12 protein-coding genes and 2 pseudogenes are annotated in these 15,327 nt (G+C 69.4%); 10 read left to right on the top strand and 4 right to left on the bottom strand.

The features are described from left to right. Nucleotides 1-1,141 (bottom strand): ISL3 family transposase (locus tag WA762_RS34680; RefSeq protein ID WP_443080754.1); only part of this gene is annotated, 1,141 nt, incomplete at its 3' end. A gap of 303 nt (nucleotides 1,142-1,444) precedes the next feature. Here WA762_RS34680 and WA762_RS35870 point away from each other — a divergent pair. From WA762_RS35870 to WA762_RS34650, 7 genes and pseudogenes are all read left to right on the top strand, one after another. Further along, nucleotides 1,445-1,564: pseudogene (locus WA762_RS35870) on the top strand (IS630 family transposase); the annotation flags it as partial. Nucleotides 1,565-1,930: 366 nt separating this feature from the next. Then, nucleotides 1,931-3,112 carry an aminotransferase class V-fold PLP-dependent enzyme gene (locus tag WA762_RS34675; RefSeq protein ID WP_335941567.1) on the top strand — a complete coding sequence of 394 codons (1,182 nt, stop codon included), beginning with the start codon at nucleotides 1,931-1,933 and terminating at the stop codon, nucleotides 3,110-3,112. Further along, nucleotides 3,097-4,428 (top strand): ABC transporter substrate-binding protein, encoded by a 1,332-nt coding sequence (locus WA762_RS34670; RefSeq protein WP_335941566.1) that lies wholly within the window; start codon nucleotides 3,097-3,099, stop codon nucleotides 4,426-4,428. Before WA762_RS34675 ends, WA762_RS34670 begins: the two co-directional genes overlap by 16 nt. Nucleotides 4,429-4,433: 5 nt before the next feature. Beyond that, nucleotides 4,434-5,384 carry a carbohydrate ABC transporter permease gene (locus WA762_RS34665; protein WP_335941565.1) on the top strand — a complete coding sequence of 317 codons (951 nt, stop codon included), beginning with the start codon at nucleotides 4,434-4,436 and terminating at the stop codon, nucleotides 5,382-5,384. Continuing rightward, the gene (locus WA762_RS34660; RefSeq protein WP_335941564.1) at nucleotides 5,381-6,196 is read left to right on the top strand and encodes a carbohydrate ABC transporter permease; all 816 of its coding nucleotides are present in this window, start codon (nucleotides 5,381-5,383) and stop codon (nucleotides 6,194-6,196) included. The genes WA762_RS34665 and WA762_RS34660 overlap by 4 nt, the downstream gene beginning before the upstream one ends. A 5-nt stretch (nucleotides 6,197-6,201) precedes the next feature. Beyond that, nucleotides 6,202-8,118, top strand: a complete 1,917-nt coding sequence (locus WA762_RS34655) for a glycoside hydrolase family 36 protein (protein ID WP_335941563.1) — start codon at nucleotides 6,202-6,204, stop codon at nucleotides 8,116-8,118. Nucleotides 8,119-8,175: 57 nt separating this feature from the next. Then, the gene (locus tag WA762_RS34650; protein WP_335941562.1) at nucleotides 8,176-9,204 is read left to right on the top strand and encodes a LacI family DNA-binding transcriptional regulator; all 1,029 of its coding nucleotides are present in this window, start codon (nucleotides 8,176-8,178) and stop codon (nucleotides 9,202-9,204) included. 358 nt (nucleotides 9,205-9,562) lie between these two features. Here WA762_RS34650 and WA762_RS34645 read toward each other — a convergent pair whose 3' ends face one another. Together WA762_RS34645 and WA762_RS34640 are read right to left on the bottom strand one after the other, a co-directional pair. Next, the gene (locus WA762_RS34645) at nucleotides 9,563-10,282 is read right to left on the bottom strand and encodes an IS6 family transposase (protein ID WP_335941561.1); all 720 of its coding nucleotides are present in this window, start codon (nucleotides 10,280-10,282) and stop codon (nucleotides 9,563-9,565) included. Nucleotides 10,283-10,409: 127 nt separating this feature from the next. Next, nucleotides 10,410-11,054 carry a hypothetical protein gene (locus tag WA762_RS34640; protein WP_335941570.1) on the bottom strand — a complete coding sequence of 215 codons (645 nt, stop codon included), beginning with the start codon at nucleotides 11,052-11,054 and terminating at the stop codon, nucleotides 10,410-10,412. A 251-nt stretch (nucleotides 11,055-11,305) separates the two neighbouring features. Between WA762_RS34640 and WA762_RS34635 the strand changes: the two genes are divergently transcribed. Both WA762_RS34635 and WA762_RS34630 read left to right on the top strand, forming a co-directional pair. Then, nucleotides 11,306-11,707: a hypothetical protein gene (locus WA762_RS34635; RefSeq protein ID WP_335941560.1), complete on the top strand. Its 402-nt coding sequence runs from the start codon at nucleotides 11,306-11,308 to the stop codon at nucleotides 11,705-11,707. A gap of 257 nt (nucleotides 11,708-11,964) precedes the next feature. Next, nucleotides 11,965-13,992 carry a HelD family protein gene (locus WA762_RS34630; protein ID WP_335941559.1) on the top strand — a complete coding sequence of 676 codons (2,028 nt, stop codon included), beginning with the start codon at nucleotides 11,965-11,967 and terminating at the stop codon, nucleotides 13,990-13,992. Between the two features lie 90 nt (nucleotides 13,993-14,082). Here the strand turns inward: WA762_RS34630 and WA762_RS34625 are convergent, their stop codons facing one another. After that, nucleotides 14,083-14,523 carry an XF1762 family protein gene (locus WA762_RS34625; RefSeq protein WP_335941558.1) on the bottom strand — a complete coding sequence of 147 codons (441 nt, stop codon included), beginning with the start codon at nucleotides 14,521-14,523 and terminating at the stop codon, nucleotides 14,083-14,085. 567 nt (nucleotides 14,524-15,090) lie between these two features. Between WA762_RS34625 and WA762_RS34620 the strand changes: the two are divergent. Beyond that, nucleotides 15,091-15,327 (top strand): annotated as a pseudogene (locus WA762_RS34620) (hypothetical protein); the annotation flags it as partial.

Here is a 15,327-nt window from a genome sequence, read left to right as displayed (position 1 = left end):
TGGTGACGGGGCGGTCGCCTTCGGCGCGGCCCTGGTTGAGGTAGCGGACCAGCAGGTTGGCGCTGCCGGTGTAGCCCAGCTCTCGGATTTCCTGCAGCAGGTGGGTGACGGGCACGGCGGGGTCGGCCTGGCGCCGTTCACGCAGGTGGTCGCGGTAGGGGTCGACGAGGGTGGGCCGGTAGGCGGGGGCGATGCGCAGGGCCTGTGGTTCGGGCATGCGGGCGTAGCGTTTGACGGTGTTCAGGGCCACGCCCAGGCGGCAGGCGCAGTCGAGCAGCCCGACGCCCTGACCGAGGAGATCGTGGACCTTGTTCCAGCGTTCGCGAGTGGTCTGCTCGCGTACTCCGCCAGGGCGGGGCGGGTTGATCGTGGCCCAGCAGCCAGCGTGCGCGCGGACCTCGAGCTGGACCTTGTCGCAGAGATTGCGCCAGAGGTGCCATCGGTCGCTGACCTGCACCGCATGGGGCAGGGAACGGCGGATGGCCTCGGCGTAAGTGGCCGAGCCGTCCCGGCACACGACCTCGACCCCGGGATGCTCGCACAGCCAGGACTCCAACGTCGCGGCCTCGCGGTCGGGCAGCACCTCGACGCGCCTGCCGGTCTCGGCATCGATGATGATCGTGGCGTAGCGGTGGCGGCGGCGCAGGGCGAAATCGTCCACGCCGATCACCCGCGGAACCGCCTGCTGAGGCAGCGGCTGGCGCCGCAGATGGCGCAGCGCGGTGCTGCGGGAAACCGGTACGGCCAGCAGGTTGGCGAGGCGTGCGGCCGCCCGGCCGCATAACTCCCTTGCCACCTGGGATATCTGCCAGGCATGGCGCGCCGTGCGGCGCTGATGGCGCTCCAGCAGTCCGGGAATCTGCTCGCGGAAGGTCTGCCGCCGACAGCCCAGGACCGGACAGACCAACCGCCGTACGCGCAGGTCGACGACGACCGGACGGCCGTCCACCGGCACGTCCGACACCGTCCGGCGGTGATAGCCGTGCACCTTCGCAGTCGGCGTCCCGCACACCGGACACGGCACTGCCACATCCCCAGTGCGGGCCGTGAGCACCACCGCGTCACCGCCGTCCGCCACGTCCTCGATGACCAGCACCGACAACCCTGAAAACAGCGTCCCTACAAGGGAGTTGACAGCCATCACAAGATCATGATCACGGACGGCTACTCGACGCCACCACCGACTACGGGCCAAAGCCGCTCGTTTGACAGTCCCGCCCTCGATCAACGTCACCCGCTCCCGCCTGGGACGACTCGCCCGTCAGGGATTCCTCGAGCAACCCGGACGCGGCCGCTACCATAAACGGACTTAACGCCCTCTCAGAGGCCAAGGCGTCCACCATGCCATGCTCGGCATCGCACGCCTGTACAACCTCACCGTCACCGGATGACAGGCAAACGAGCAGGTCAACCAGCATGCCCCAGAGGATTTACGGGACTACCTCTAGACCGCTTGGAGGTCCTCGTCCGCAACCGGCTCAAACGCCCCCAGTACCGGCCCGAAACCCTCAACGGCTTCATAGCCGGCACCGGCCTCACCGTCGGCAACCCGACCTCACCCTGACGAGCCGAAGTCAGTAAGAACGCGGTCGGCGGCCGGTTCGGCAGTTGGATCGCACCTGACGTTCCGGTGGTGAACGCGGTGAGCTCGCGGTTCGCCAGCGGCGTAAGCGAAATCAGATGACTTCCAGGCCCAGCCAACCGAAGGACGGTAGGGGTGTCCGCCCCTCAGGGACAGGTCCCATCCACAGGACCGGGACGGGCTTGCGCATGCCGCCCACCCGCGCGAAGCCGGCCGGCTCGCCGGAAAGCAGTCGCGTTGAACCTCTTGCCGGGTCGACCCGATCTCCCTAATGTGAACCTTCAAATTACAGAAAGTGCATGCATCAGGATCCGTTAGGGCAAAATTTTGAACGATCAAACTCATTGGGTGCCTGAAGCCGCCACCCCCGCGGCCTCCGGTCCGGATCCCGCCAGCGGCCCGAGGGCGGGCTACCTCGACTACGCCAGGGTCGGCCCGCTCTCCCGCCCGGCCGCCGCCGCGCTCGCCGCCACGACCGCGCTCGCCGCCCGCGTCGACCCCGCCGACCTCGACCGGCTGTTCGTCCTCAGCGACGCCTCCCGGGCCGCGGCGGCCCGGCTGCTGGACGCCCGCCCGCACGAAATCGCCCTCGCCCCGTCCACCAGCAACGGCCTGTTCACCGTGGCCGCCGCGCTCCACGGCCCCGGTACCGTCCTGGTGCCCCGCGGCGAGTTCCCCGCCAATCTCTACCCCTGGCTCCGCTTCGCCGACCGCGGCGGCCCCGCGGTCCGCCTCGTCGACCCGGCCGGGCAGCGGCACATCACCCCCGACCTCCTGCGCCGCCACCTCACTCCCGACGTCACCGCCCTCACCGTCAGCGCCGTCGACTCGCTCACCGGCCACCTGGCGCCGCTCGCCGCCCTCAAGGAGCTCCTCGGGCCCGATCGGCTGCTGATCGTCGACGCCATCCAGGGCCTGGGCGCCGTCGCACTCGAAGCGGACGCCGCCGACATCCTCGTCAGCGGCGGCCAGAAGTGGCTCCGTGCCGGCTGGGGAGCCGCACTGCTACTGATCCGCGACCGGTGCGCCGACCGCCTGACTCCCGGGCTCGGAGGATGGGCCGGCGTCGCGGAGCCATTCGCGCCCCGGCACCCCGCTCCGCCGCTGCCCGGGGCCGCCGCCCACCTCGCCACGAACCCGGACTTCCCGGCCGCCGCGGCCATCGGCGCGGCCATCGATGACCTGTTCGACCAGGGCGGCCCCGCCGCTGTCGGCGCCCGTATCCGCGCCAACCTTGCCGACCTGCTCGACCGCGTACGACGGGTCGGCGCCGACATCCTGCTGGACGGACTCGGCCCCCACGAGCGCGCCGGCATCGGCACCTTCCGCCTGCCCGGCCACGACCCCGCCACCGTCCACCACGCCCTCGAAGCGGCCGGCCTGATCACCACCCGTCGCGACGAGTGGATCCGGCTGTCTCCCCACGCCTCCACCCCGGGCGCCGCTGCGGACCTGCTCGCGGAGGCGCTGCACACCCTCACTCACCGCACAACCCACTATCCCCAGGAGCCGACATGCCCCATCAATTGAGCCGCCGCCAACTGCTCCAGCTCGCCACCGCCTCCGCCGCCGCGCTCGGCCTGTCCGCCTGCGGCGGCAGCGGATCGGGCGGCAACGCCGGCGCCGACGGCGACAGCGGCCGGATCACCGTCTGGAGCTGGACCACCGCGGCCGAAGCCCTGCGCGGCATCGTTCCCTCCTTCGAGCAGGACAACCCCGGCATCAAGGTCGACATCCAGGACGTCGGCAACCCGGCCATCTGGGACAAGATCACCGTTGGTCTCGCCTCCAGCGGTAAGGGACTCGCCGATGTTCTGCACATCGGTGTCGACTACCTGCCCGGCTACCTGGAGAAGTTCCCCGACGGCCTCGCCGACCTGTCCAAGCTCGGCGCCGACCTGCACAAGGACGCTTTCGCCAAGGGCCTGTGGCCGACCGTCATAGGCAAGGACAAGGCTGCCCACGCCCTCCCGTGGGAGGTCAACCCGCTCGGGCTGTTCTACCGGCAGGACTACTTCGAGAAGGCTGGTGTCGACCCCGCCGCCATCAGCAGCTGGGACGACCTGATCGCCGCCGGACCGAAGATCCACGCCGCCACCGGCGCCCAACTGCTCGGGCTCGACAAGCCCGGCACCATCCCGGACATGGACTTCTTCCAGAACCTGATGCAGCTCCAGGGCTCCTTCTACTTCGACCGGGCAGGCAAGATCACGCTCGCCTCCCAGGAAGCCGTCCAGGCCCTCACCATCATCAAGCGGCTCGACGACGGCGGCCTGCTCGCCGATACCGCGGGCCAGGGCACCAGGAAACGCCTGCTCGGCCAGGGGAAGCTCGCCACCTCCCCGGACCCCGCCTGGGCCGTAGAGTACCTGGCCACCAAGTTCCCCGACCAGAAGGGGAAATGGCGCGTCATGCAGCCTCCCGCCGCCGTTCCCGGGGGCGGGCGCAGCGCCATCGTCAACTCCACCTACCTGGCCGTCGCCGCCTCCAGCAAGCGCCGCCGGGCCGCCTGGCGATTCATCGAGTACGCGCTCACCAAGCCCGCCGAGATCAACCGGATGTTCACCTCCGGCGGCGTCTTCCCCGCTCTCGGCACGGCGTACGCCGACCCGAGGTTCAGCGCGCCCCACCCGTTCTACGGCGGCCAGAAGGTGCTGAAGACCTTCGTCGACACGCTCTCCTCCGGCTCTGAAGCCACCAACTTCACCGGCGACTACACCCGAGCACTCAAGCTCGCCAGCGACGCCCAGAGCCGGGTGCTGCTCAAGGACGCCGACCCGGCCGACGCCCTCAAGGACGCCGCCGAGCGGCTCGCCCAGCAGACCGGCCGGCAGCAGGCGGCCTGACCACCATGTCCCTCGCCCCGTTCGAACGCGTTCCCGCCACCCTGGCCCGCCCCGGCACCCCCGCGCGCACCGGCCGTGCCCGTCCGGGCCGACGCCGGCTGCTGACCCGCGGCTCCATTCCCTACCTGCTGATCATGCCCGCCGTCCTGGGGTTCGCGATCTTCAAGGCGTACCCCATAGCTTCCTCGCTCTGGATCAGCCTCACCACCGGCAGCGGGGACGACAGGACCTTCGCCGGACTCGCCAACTACCGGCGCCTGCTGGAAGATCCGCTGTTCTGGACCGCGCTGAAGAACACCGCGCTGATCCTGGTCGTCCAGGTGCCGCTGATGCTCGGCCTGGCCCTGCTCGTCGCCCTCGCCCTCAACTCCACCAAGGTCTGGCTGCGCCCGCTCTGGCGACTCGGCGTCTTCGTACCCTCGCTGACCGGCCTGGTCGCCGCGGGCGTGATGTTCTCCGTGATCCTCAACCGCGACGCCGGGCTGCTGAACTGGGTCCTCTCCCTGTTCGGCGTCGACCGGGTGAACTGGCTCGGCAGCCCCTTCTGGGCCCGTGTGGGCGTCGTCCTCGTCATCACCTGGCACTACACCGGCTACAACGCGGTGATGTACCTCGCAGGCCTGCAGGGCATTCCCAAGGAGTTGTACGAGGCCGCGATGGTCGACGGTGCGGGACCGATCCGCCGCTTCTTCTCCATCACCCTTCCCCAGCTGCGGCCGATCCTGCTTCTCACCGTGGTGCTCTCCACCATCGGCACCCTGCAGCTCTTCGACGAGCCGTACGTCCTCACCGGCGGCGGCCCCGACAACGCCACCTTGACGGTCACCATGTACCTCTACAACAACGGCTTCAAGTACTTCGACTTCGGTTACGCCTCTGCCATCGCCTACGCGCTCGCGCTGATCGTATCCGTGCTCGGCATCGTGCAGGTCCGCCTGATGGGAGAGCGCCGGTGAAGCCCCGTGGCCCCCTGCTCACCCTGCTGCTCGCGGGCGCCTTCGCGCTCTGCGTCGGCCCGTTCTACTGGCTCGCCATCGCCGCGACCCAGGAGGACAAGGACGTGTTCTCCTGGCCGCCGAAACTGCTGCCCGGTGGCCACCTCATGGAGAACCTCCGCGGGCTGGAGGAGTCCATCGGACTCGTCCGGGTCCTGCTCAACACCCTGCTGGTGGCAGGCGTCCAGACGATCGGTGCGGTCGCCGTCTCGGTGCTGGCCGGATACGCCTTCGCCAAGTTCGAGTTCCGCGGGCGCAATCTCTTCTTCGTCCTGCTGCTCAGCACCCTGGTCATCCCGGACACGGTCATGCTGATCCCGATCTTCCAGATGATGACGGAACTGGGCCTGATCGACTCCTACCAGTCCATCATCCTGCCCGGCCTGGTCACCCCGTTCGGCATCTTCCTGATGCGGCAGGCACTGCGCTCCATGCCCGACGAACTCCTCGACGCGGCCCGCGTCGACGGCGCCGGTGAACTACGTGTGCTGTGGCGGATCGTCATCCCGGTCAACCGGCCGATCATCGCGGCACTCGCGCTGTTCGTCTTCCTTGGCGGCTGGAACCAGTTCGTCTGGCCGCTGATCGCGCTGCGCAGCCCCGAGATGTACACGCTGCCCGTGGCCACCGCCACCCTGCAGGGGCTGTCGACCACCAACTACGCGCAGGTCCTGCTCGCCGCAGGCATCGCCGCCATCCCCGTGATGGCCCTCTTCCTCGTCCTGCAACGCCAATTCATCTCCGGCCTGCTGGCCGGGGCCACCAAGGAGTGACCACCGTGACCCCCGAACCGCGCCCCGTCGACGAGCTCACCGAGAGCCCGCAGGCGCTCACCGAGCCGGGTACCGCCTCGCAGGACGCCACCCCGCAGCAGCCCGTCCCGGCCTGGCGCCCGAACACGCCGGCCGTGGCCACCCCCGACACCGTCGTCCACCGGCAGCTCGCCACCGGCCTGCTCCACTCCACCGACGACCCGCTCACCGTCCAACTCACCGGGCTCGGCTGCGACCGGCTGGAGACCACCGTCACCCCGGTCGGCGACAACGTGATCCTGATCGAGGTCATGGCGTCGGCCGCGGCCACCGTCCGCGCCGAATGGAGGGTCCCCTGCGTCGCGGCCACCGCCTACTGGACCCCGGACACCAACGCCTCCCGCTGGCTGCCGCCGTCCTGGATCGCCCCCCGGACCGTCTCGCTCGCCCTGGGCGCCCCCCTCGCCAGTCTGATCGGCGCCGACGACCGCGCTCTGTGCACCGCAGCAGCCGACGAGACCTCCGCACCCGTACGCGTCGGTGCCGGCGTAGTGGAGGAGAGCGGCGAGTTCGCCTTTGCCGTCGAACAGGACCTCACTCCGGACGGGCCGCCACTGCGGCTGCGGATCGACCTCAGCGGCCGCCACTTCGCCGCCACCCTGCAGGCCGTCACCGCCTGGTGGGCCGAGGGCCTGCACCACCCCGGTATCCCTCCCGCCGCCCGGATGCCCGCCTACTCCACCTGGTACAGCCTCCACCAGAACGTCGACACCGCCGCCGTCGAACGCCAGGCCGCCCTCGCCGTGACCGTGGGCTGCGAGAGCATCGTCGTCGACGACGGCTGGCAGACCACCGACCGCGCCCGCGGCTACGGCCACTGCGGCGACTGGGAGCCCAACCCGGCGGCCTTTCCCGACCCTGCGGCCCACGTCGCCGAGGTCCACCGGCTCGGCCTCGCCTACCTCCTGTGGTACGCACTGCCGTTCATCGGCCAGCACAACGACGCCTGGGACCGCTTCAAGGACCTGATCCTTCGGGAGGAGCCCCACCTGGAAGCGGCCGTGCTCGACCCCCGCCACCCCAAGGTCCGAGCCTACTTGGTCGAGAAGGTCTCCCGCGCCGTCGAGCAGTGGGACATGGACGGTCTGAAGCTCGACTTCATCGACCGCTTCGCCGTCACCGACCCCCCGCCCGCCCCGGCCGGCGCCGACCACACCGACGTCCACGAGGGCGTACTCCAACTGCTCGCCGATCTCGACGCGCGCCTGCGCCGCACCCGGCCGGACATAATCGTCGAGCACCGCCAGCCCTACGTCAGCCCCGGGCTGTGGCCGTACGCCACCATGATCCGCGCCACCGACTGCCCGCTCAGCCCCGCCGAGAACCGCCAGCGCACCGTCGACTGCCGGCTCACCGCGGGCCCGCTCGCCGTCCACGCCGACATGATCATGTGGAACTCCGCCGAGATGCCCGAGGCCATCGCCGTCCACCTCGTCAACGCCCTGTTCTCGGTGCCCCAGATCTCCGTCGACCTCGCCGCCCAGAGCCCCGACCAGCTCGCTGCCCTGCGCTTCTGGCTCGGCGTCTTCCGCCAGTACGCCGACGTCCTCCAACTCGGTGTCCTGGAACCCACGCGACCGGACCTCGGCTACCCCCTGGTCCGCGCCCACGACCACCACACCACCGTGGTCGCACGCTACGCGCCGCTGCCCGTCGCCCTCCCCGACCGGCACGCCGCGGACGGCCCGCAGACCCTGCTCGTCGCCAACGCGGACGGCGACCCTGCGGTGCTCCTGACCGCCACCCGAGCGGAACAGGCCCTCGCGCGCGTCCAGGACTGCCGTGGTGAGATCCTGTCCGAGACCGTGCTCGACCTCGTCGCCGGAGCGAACCCGGTGACCGTGCCGACCGGTGGCCTGCTCACCCTGATCCGCGAGCACTGAAAACCGCAGGCTGGGGGAACCACCCGTTGCTCCCAGCCCGCCGACCACAGAGGAACGATGACCGCTCGACAGGTGACCATCGAGGACGTCGCACACGCGGCCGGAGTCTCCCGCCAGACCGTCTCGAACGCCCTCAACGCACCGCACCGGCTGCGCGCCACCACCCTTGCCCGGGTCACCGCCGCTATCGACGAACTCGGTTACCAGCCCGACCAGTCCGCCCGCAGCCTTCGCACCGGCACCCGCAAGGTCATCGGCTATCCCGCCCCCGCCGACAATCCCGCCGACCCCAACCCTCTGATGGGCGGCTTCCTCCAGGCGCTGGTGACCGCCGCCGACGCGGTCGGCCACCGCATCCTGGTATTCCGCTCCGACCCCCAGCAGGGCGCCGGAGCGGTCGCCAGGTCCTTCAACGGACTGATCGCGGCCCGCCAGGTCGACGGGTTCGTCCTCTCCGACGTCGTCCACGACGACCCCCGCGTCGACGTGCTCACCGAGGCCGGCTTCCCGTTCACCGCCTTCGGCCGCACCGCCCCCGGCCGCCCGCAGAACTGGGTGGACATCGACTCCACCGCCGCCACCGCCGCTCTGGTCGGACTCCTGCTCGACCAGGGCCACCGCCGGATCTGCTACCTCAACTCCGCCGCGTCCCTGCCCTGGCTCGCCGACCGCAGAGCCGGTTTCCTGCAAGCCGCGGCCGCCGCCCCCGACGGCGCCTTCGAGGTCGGCGTCCCCGACGACAACCCGGCCGCGCTATCCCACGCCGTCCAGCGCCTGCTCATCGGCCCCGACCGCCCGACCGCCCTGGTATGCGCAAGCGACTGGCTCGCCCTGACCGCCTACCAGGCCATCCGTGCCGCAAACCTCACCGTCGGCGGCGATATCGCCGTCACCGGTTTCAACGACATCCCGCTCTGCACGTTGCTCCAGCCAGCCCTCACCAGCGCGCGCCTGCCCCTGGCCGCCATCGCCCACGCCCTCGTCGACCGGCTGATCACCGCCGTCGAGGATCCCGCCGCCGCCCCGGCGAGCGGGCTGCTGCTCCCTGCGGAGCCGGTCGTGCGCGACAGCACACCGGGACGGTAGCGGCGGCCGGCCGTCACACGGGCTCGGCGGCCGTGCCCCCCATGTGTCGTGGCTGAGTGATCTCGGGTGAGAGTGGGGCTGTGAACTGCGGGTTGCTCAGTTTGGCTGGGTAGCGGGTGAGGCTTTCTCTGCACGGGCCTTGACCCCGGATCTTGAACACGTCTATGCGGCTCGGGTCAGGGTAGTTGCTGTTGAGTGGAAGGTATTCTCGTAGGTGATCGGGGATCGCTGGCCGAGCCGGGAATGCCAGCGTTGCGCGTTGTAGCGGGACAGCCGTCGGAAGGGTGCTGTCACGTTTGTTGAGTGTGTGTGCCTGATGGTGTGTCGGGGGTGGTGGGGCCGGGTTCCGGTTCCGTGCTCAGGCCGCAGCAGGCAGGCCGGCGACGCCGGTGATCTGGTCCCAGATGGCGAAGCGGGTGGTCATCTCGGTGCGGTAGTGGGCGGCGGTCATCAGGTGGCGGCGGGGTCTGAAGTGGCGTGAGACACCGCTGAACACGGCCGGGAACTGCTGGGCTCCGCCGACGCTACGGAAGCCTTTCATGGCGCGTTCGCGCTGCCGGGTGGGCTGATGACTGTTCTCGGCCCGATTGTTCAGGCCCTTGTGGGAACGGTGCTCGACGGAGGGCATGACCTCGCGGTGGGCCGCGCCGTAGGAGCGGAGCCTGTCGGTGACGATCACCCGCGTCACCGAGCAGGTATTCCTGAGCAGTTTGCGGAAGAAGCGCCGGGCTGAGGCCTTGTCCCTTCGGCCCTGGACCAGGATGTCGAGCACGTTGCCGTCGGCGTCGACGGCCCGCCACAAGTACTTCAGCTCACCGTTGATCTTCACGAAGACCTCGTCCAGGCGCCAATTGGCCCCGGGACGGGGCCGCCTCCCGCGCAGGAAGTCGGCATAGGCCTGCCCGAACCTCGCGCACCAGCGGCGGACCGTCTCGTGAGAGACGAGCACACCGCGCTCGAGCATCAGCTCCTCGACCTCCCGGAAGCTGAGCGGGAAGCGGAAGTACAGCCACACGCAGTGGGAGATGATCTCTACCGGGTATCGGTGCCCCTCGTACGACGGAGACGCGGACGACACGAGCGAACCCCTCCCGGCACGATCAACCACAAGATCATCTCAGGCGGTCAGCCAACGTGACAATGCCCTTCGCCGATGTCTGCCAACGCCATGGCATCCGCCGCAGCACGGGACGGATGGGATCGAGTTATGACAATGCCCTCGCGGAGTCGTTCCGGTCCTCCCCGCCCGACGCGTCCCAGCCGCTCAGGAAGGCGGCCAGGGCGCGGCGTTGTTCTTCCTCGCGGGTGATCTGGCGGGCGAGGACGGTGTGGTCGATGTACGGGTCGACGGCGGCGAGGACCAGGCGTTGGAGTTCGGCCGGGTCCAGTGCCTCAAGCTCCCACTGCGCGGGGTGGGTGGGGTCGAGCCCGTGGCGGCCGGCGAAGGTCGGCCATCTCGGATCGCCGTGCTTGCCCTCGGCCGACGGCAGCTCGTACTCGATGGTCTGCTCACGGGTCAGGACCACCCGGCGGACCTCGCCCCAGCAGTCCACGGTGCGCCGCACCCAGTCCCGTTCGATGTCCGCGCTGCTCGCGTCGAAATCGCCGCACCAAAGCAAGGTGGCGCGGCCGTGCAGGGCGGTGCGGCGGCGTACGACTTCGGCGTAGGACTGGGAGGCGAAGCCGCGGACGACCAGGACCGGGATGCCGTACTCGGCCAGCCAGCCGGTGAGGAGCTGTCGGAGGGGGGGTCCTTCTCCGCAGGAACGCGGCCACGTCCAGCCTTCAGGTCCGGGAAGGTGCCCTCGCGGCGTGCCGCACTCCTTTGGGCCACCCCAGAACTTCGTCACTACGATCCCGACATCGCGCCGGAGCACCGGCGACGCACCGGGCTCCTCGTTCGTCGGGCCTGCGACCTTTGCAGTCGGCGGTCCGGGAGCGACGGCGAGCCCATCCACGTGCACATACGCGGGTTCCACGACAACGTCTGCATCCGACACCGACGCTGGCTGGGCTGCGGCAAGGTGAACCCCGAAGGACGGATCAGTCTGGAGCACGCTCCCGAGTCGTCCGGGCCCAGATCGTCCTCAACCGACTGGAGATGAAATACAAGGGCCGGCCCTTTGGTCTGTGTTACCAGCTCTGCGAACGCTTCTGGAGCGAGATAGACCACCGGGCGCTCTTCCGAAAGGAAAGCGAAAGCATCGAGCGAATTTACCGTCCGGACCCGAAAGACCTCCCGAACAGATTCGGCCCCGTCCAGCGATTTCGGAGAGCCGCGGCCTACCCCTGCATCGCCCTGCTCATCCAGCTCGCCATGGAACTGGCACTGCAACCAGAAATTGACCGCAAAGCCGAACAGATCACCGGAGGCACCTTCGCCGCCTTCGAACGGTCTTTCCGTCTGGACTACAAGCCCCGCACCACCACAGGCCCGTGGATCCGCGGCAAGTTCAACTCGCTCGTCGAAGCCACGGCCAAATACGCCGCTGCCTCGGGTTGAGGACATACAAGGGTGGGCTCGCCCATAAGGCAGGCGGGCAGCGGGAGCGCAATTAGCGATATTCGGAACGGCGGAATATTGATACGCCATACGGCCAGCCGTCATGGATTCAGCCGTAGGGGCATGGCTTCACCAAGCAAGTCAAGACTTATCTTTAGGGAACTTTGACCGTATGGTGTGGCTCGAATCGAAGGAGCCCCCTGTTGTCGAAAATGAATGATCCCGCTGTGCGTGCGGTTGCATCGGAGCAGGATTATGTGTCCTCCTTGTATGAGTTGCTCACCGAGCGGCTTTCCGAGGCGCGAGTACACCGAGCGAGCGTGCTGAAGGCCACGGCGGACAGCGCCGGTGAGGCATACGAGAGAGAAATCGCCGCCGAGCGTCTGGCCAAGGAAATCGGCCGGCTGGAGGGCGCCGAAAAGGGGCTGGTCTTCGGGCGCATCGACTGGACGGATGGCACGGCCCTGCACATCGGGCGGATCGGACTGCAGACGGAGGAGGATGACCTGCCTCTGCTCGTGGACTGGCGCGCGAACGCGGCGCGGCCCTTCTACGAGGCGACACCGGTCCACCCGATGGACCTGCGGCGGCGCCGGCACCTGCGCCTTGAGGAGTGCACGGTCATCTCGGTGAGCGACGAACTGCTGGACGGGACCGCCCCGACCGACGAGGACGTCGTGGGGGACGGCCCGTTGACCGAGGCTCTGTCGGCACGGCGTACGGGCAGGATGCACGCGGCCGTCGCGACGCTGCAGGCCGAGCAGGACGCGATCGTCCGCTCCGCCCACCGCGGGGTGACCGTGGTGCAGGGCGGGCCCGGCACCGGCAAGACGGTGGTCGCCCTGCACCGGGCGGCCTATGTCCTGTACGCGTTCCCGCGCGCCGCGGAAGAGGGTGTCCTGGTGGTGGGCCCGAACGCCCGATTCCTCGACTACATCTCCCAGGTCCTTCCCTCGCTCGGCGAGAACGACGTCGTCCTGGCGACCTGCCAGGAACTGGCCGGAGTGTCCACGGACACCGTGGACCCGCTCGATACGGCGCGTCTGAAGGGCAGCTCCGGCCTCGCCGACGCCCTGGCCGGCCTGCTGCACGTCCACCAAGCCCCCGCCGGTGACTTCACCGTGCGGGTCGGACAGGAACTGGTTCACCTCTCCGGCGAGGAAGTCGCCACGGCACGCGACGCCGCCGTGACCGCCGTACCGGGGCACAACCCCGCGCGCCAGGTGTTCAAAGAGCTCTTGGTCGACGCCGTCACCGACGCGATGCAACGAGACATGGGCGACCTCCTGGAGCAGATCGACGCCGATGCCGAAAGGATGACGGGCCTGAACCTCGACCGGTTCACGGGAGTCGCCCAGCGCCGCGCCGAAGGTGCGGCCGACTCAGGTCCGGTCCACGAGCTGGACCTGGACGCCATCCGAACCGATCTCCTCGACGACGCCGGCGTCGACCGAGCGGTCGAGGTGTTGTGGCCGCGGCTAGTACCCGGTGACCTCGTGAAGGCGCTCCTGACGAACGTCGATGCTCTCGCCGAGCGCCTGCCCCGCCTGACCCCGCAGGAGCGGTCCCTTCTGCTGCTCGGTCCGGAGGACCCGTGGACCGATGCCGATGTGCCGTTGCTGGACGAGGCGGCGAGCCTGGTCGACGGCCCTCCCAAGCGGACGTACGGGCACGTCGTGGTCGACGAGGCGCAGGAACTGACCGCCATGCAGTGGCGGATGATCGTCCGCCGCTGTCCGGCACGGTCGATGACGCTAGTGGGTGACTTCGCCCAGGCAGGCCCGGTCGCGACAGCACGCGACTGGAAGGAAGCACTGAGCCCCCACGTGGGACCGCGGTTCAAACTGCACAACCTGACCGCCAGCTACCGCACCACGCAGGAGATCCTGGAGAGCGTCCGGGACCTGCTCACGCGGATCGCTCCGGACCAGAAACCCACACGGTCACTGCGAAGCGGTGAGAGCCCTCGCACCGTGACCACACCTGCGGACGGGTTGTTCACCGCCGTCGTCCAGGAACTCCGCGCTCAGAGCACCGCGCACCCGGGCGAGCTTCTGGGAGTGATCTGCGCGGACACCAGGGTGAGTGAGCTGACGGCCCAGGGCGTCGCTCACCACGCACGCATCGTGCCGGCGTCCGAAGCACGCGGCCTGGAATTCGACGGGGTCGTCGTCATGAATCCCGAGGAAATCATCACGAACCGTCCCGGTGGGGAAAGGGACTTGTACGTAGCCCTGACCCGGGCCACCAAGCGCCTCTGCACCATCACCGTCCAACCCGCCTGACGACTCGCCGCGGGCGCACGATGGGACAGCAGGTGGGTTTCGGCTGAATGCCTCAGATTGAGCGAGACCGGAAGCATCTCTGCGTCTCGCTCAATCTGAGGCACCGCAGGTCAGAGCTTTGTCATGCCTCACTTTGAGCGAGACGGGACACACGCCGTCCGTGCCCCGGTCCTCACGGCGTCCCGACGGGGTGTCCCATCCCGTGCGCGGGCGCAGTTCCGCGATCGGCTTCCATCCGGGATGCGGCGCCCCGGGCCGCCCCGTACACGGCGCTGCACGCGTTCGGGTGCCGTCTGTGGCGACGCGGGTCACCTCGACAGTGAGCCGATTGTCGAAAGAGCGGGCCACGGGGCGGCCGACGATGGCCACCCCGCAGAGCGCACCGTTCGGGCGCCGCACGCCGAGACTGAACCTGTGGCCCCGCGTCTTCTTGTGGTGATGGTGGAGCCGGTTGACGACCTCGCACTCGTCGTCGAGTGTCAACGGGACGATCGTCAGCCGCTCCTGCGGCGTCCCTCGGAGTGTGAACACAGGGGCTCATGCCGTGATTGAGAGTTTAAAGCAACGGCATTGTCATCTGTTCGACAGGGGGCAAAAGCCATGCCGGGCCCGGAGGCCAGGGGCCCGCTTGCAGGACCGCGAAAAACACGACGGGGCGCGCGGGTCGGCCGGCCGCGCCCCGGACAGCGGCCTCTCCCGGGCGTCCGGACGGGCCCGGCGGAAGAGGCTTGGGACGGCGATCGTCACTCCTCGGCCTCTCGGCGGTGTACGAAGCCCCGGTCCAGGAGGCGGGGTTCGGGATCCGGCCGGGACGACTGCTCCTCGGTGAGACGTCCGGCGTCGGCGACCGGCGCATACCGACGGCCAGACGAAGTCCCTTGCACGGGCCGCGAGTTCTTCTGAAGAGCAACGTATGCGAGAGGGGTTCCTAAGGCCATGTGACATGTGCCATTGTACAGCGCGCGAGGTGAAGCGCCGTGCTCATGTCACCCAGTGGGCCCCGCTCCCTCGTACCCCCCACCCGCGCCGTGGCGCGGTCAACGCACCGCTGGGAGGCGGAACGTGAAGAATCGAACGGTTCGACAGAGATTCACCGGATTGTCCACTGTGGTCCTGGCGGCATGCCTGGGTGTGGGCCTGTTCTCCGCGCCGGGGCAGGCCGCCGAGCAGCGCTCCGCCGTATCGGCGGCGACCGCTCACCCCCGGACCGCCGACGCCGAGAAGCCGGGACGCGGCGTCCCCGAGCCCGGCGGCCCGTCCGCCGAGTCGCCGGCCGCGCCCGCGGACGACGCCGACCACTTCGGTCGCAATGCCCTCAAGGCCGCCGACCGCCCC

Source organism: Streptomyces tyrfis, assembly GCF_037034285.1.
GTDB lineage: Bacteria > Actinomycetota > Actinomycetes > Streptomycetales > Streptomycetaceae > Streptomyces.
Note: the sequence above shows the minus strand (reverse complement) of the source record. Positions and strands in the feature narration are given on the sequence as shown.

Coding starts and splice junctions, on each gene's coding strand:
- WA762_RS34670 (WP_335941566.1), top strand. CDS start 3,097: ATGCCCCATCAATTGAGCCGCCGCCAACTGCTCCAGCTCGCCACCGCC.
- WA762_RS34665 (WP_335941565.1), top strand. CDS start 4,434: ATGTCCCTCGCCCCGTTCGAACGCGTTCCCGCCACCCTGGCCCGCCCC.
- WA762_RS34650 (WP_335941562.1), top strand. CDS start 8,176: ATGACCGCTCGACAGGTGACCATCGAGGACGTCGCACACGCGGCCGGA.
- WA762_RS34635 (WP_335941560.1), top strand. CDS start 11,306: ATGAAATACAAGGGCCGGCCCTTTGGTCTGTGTTACCAGCTCTGCGAA.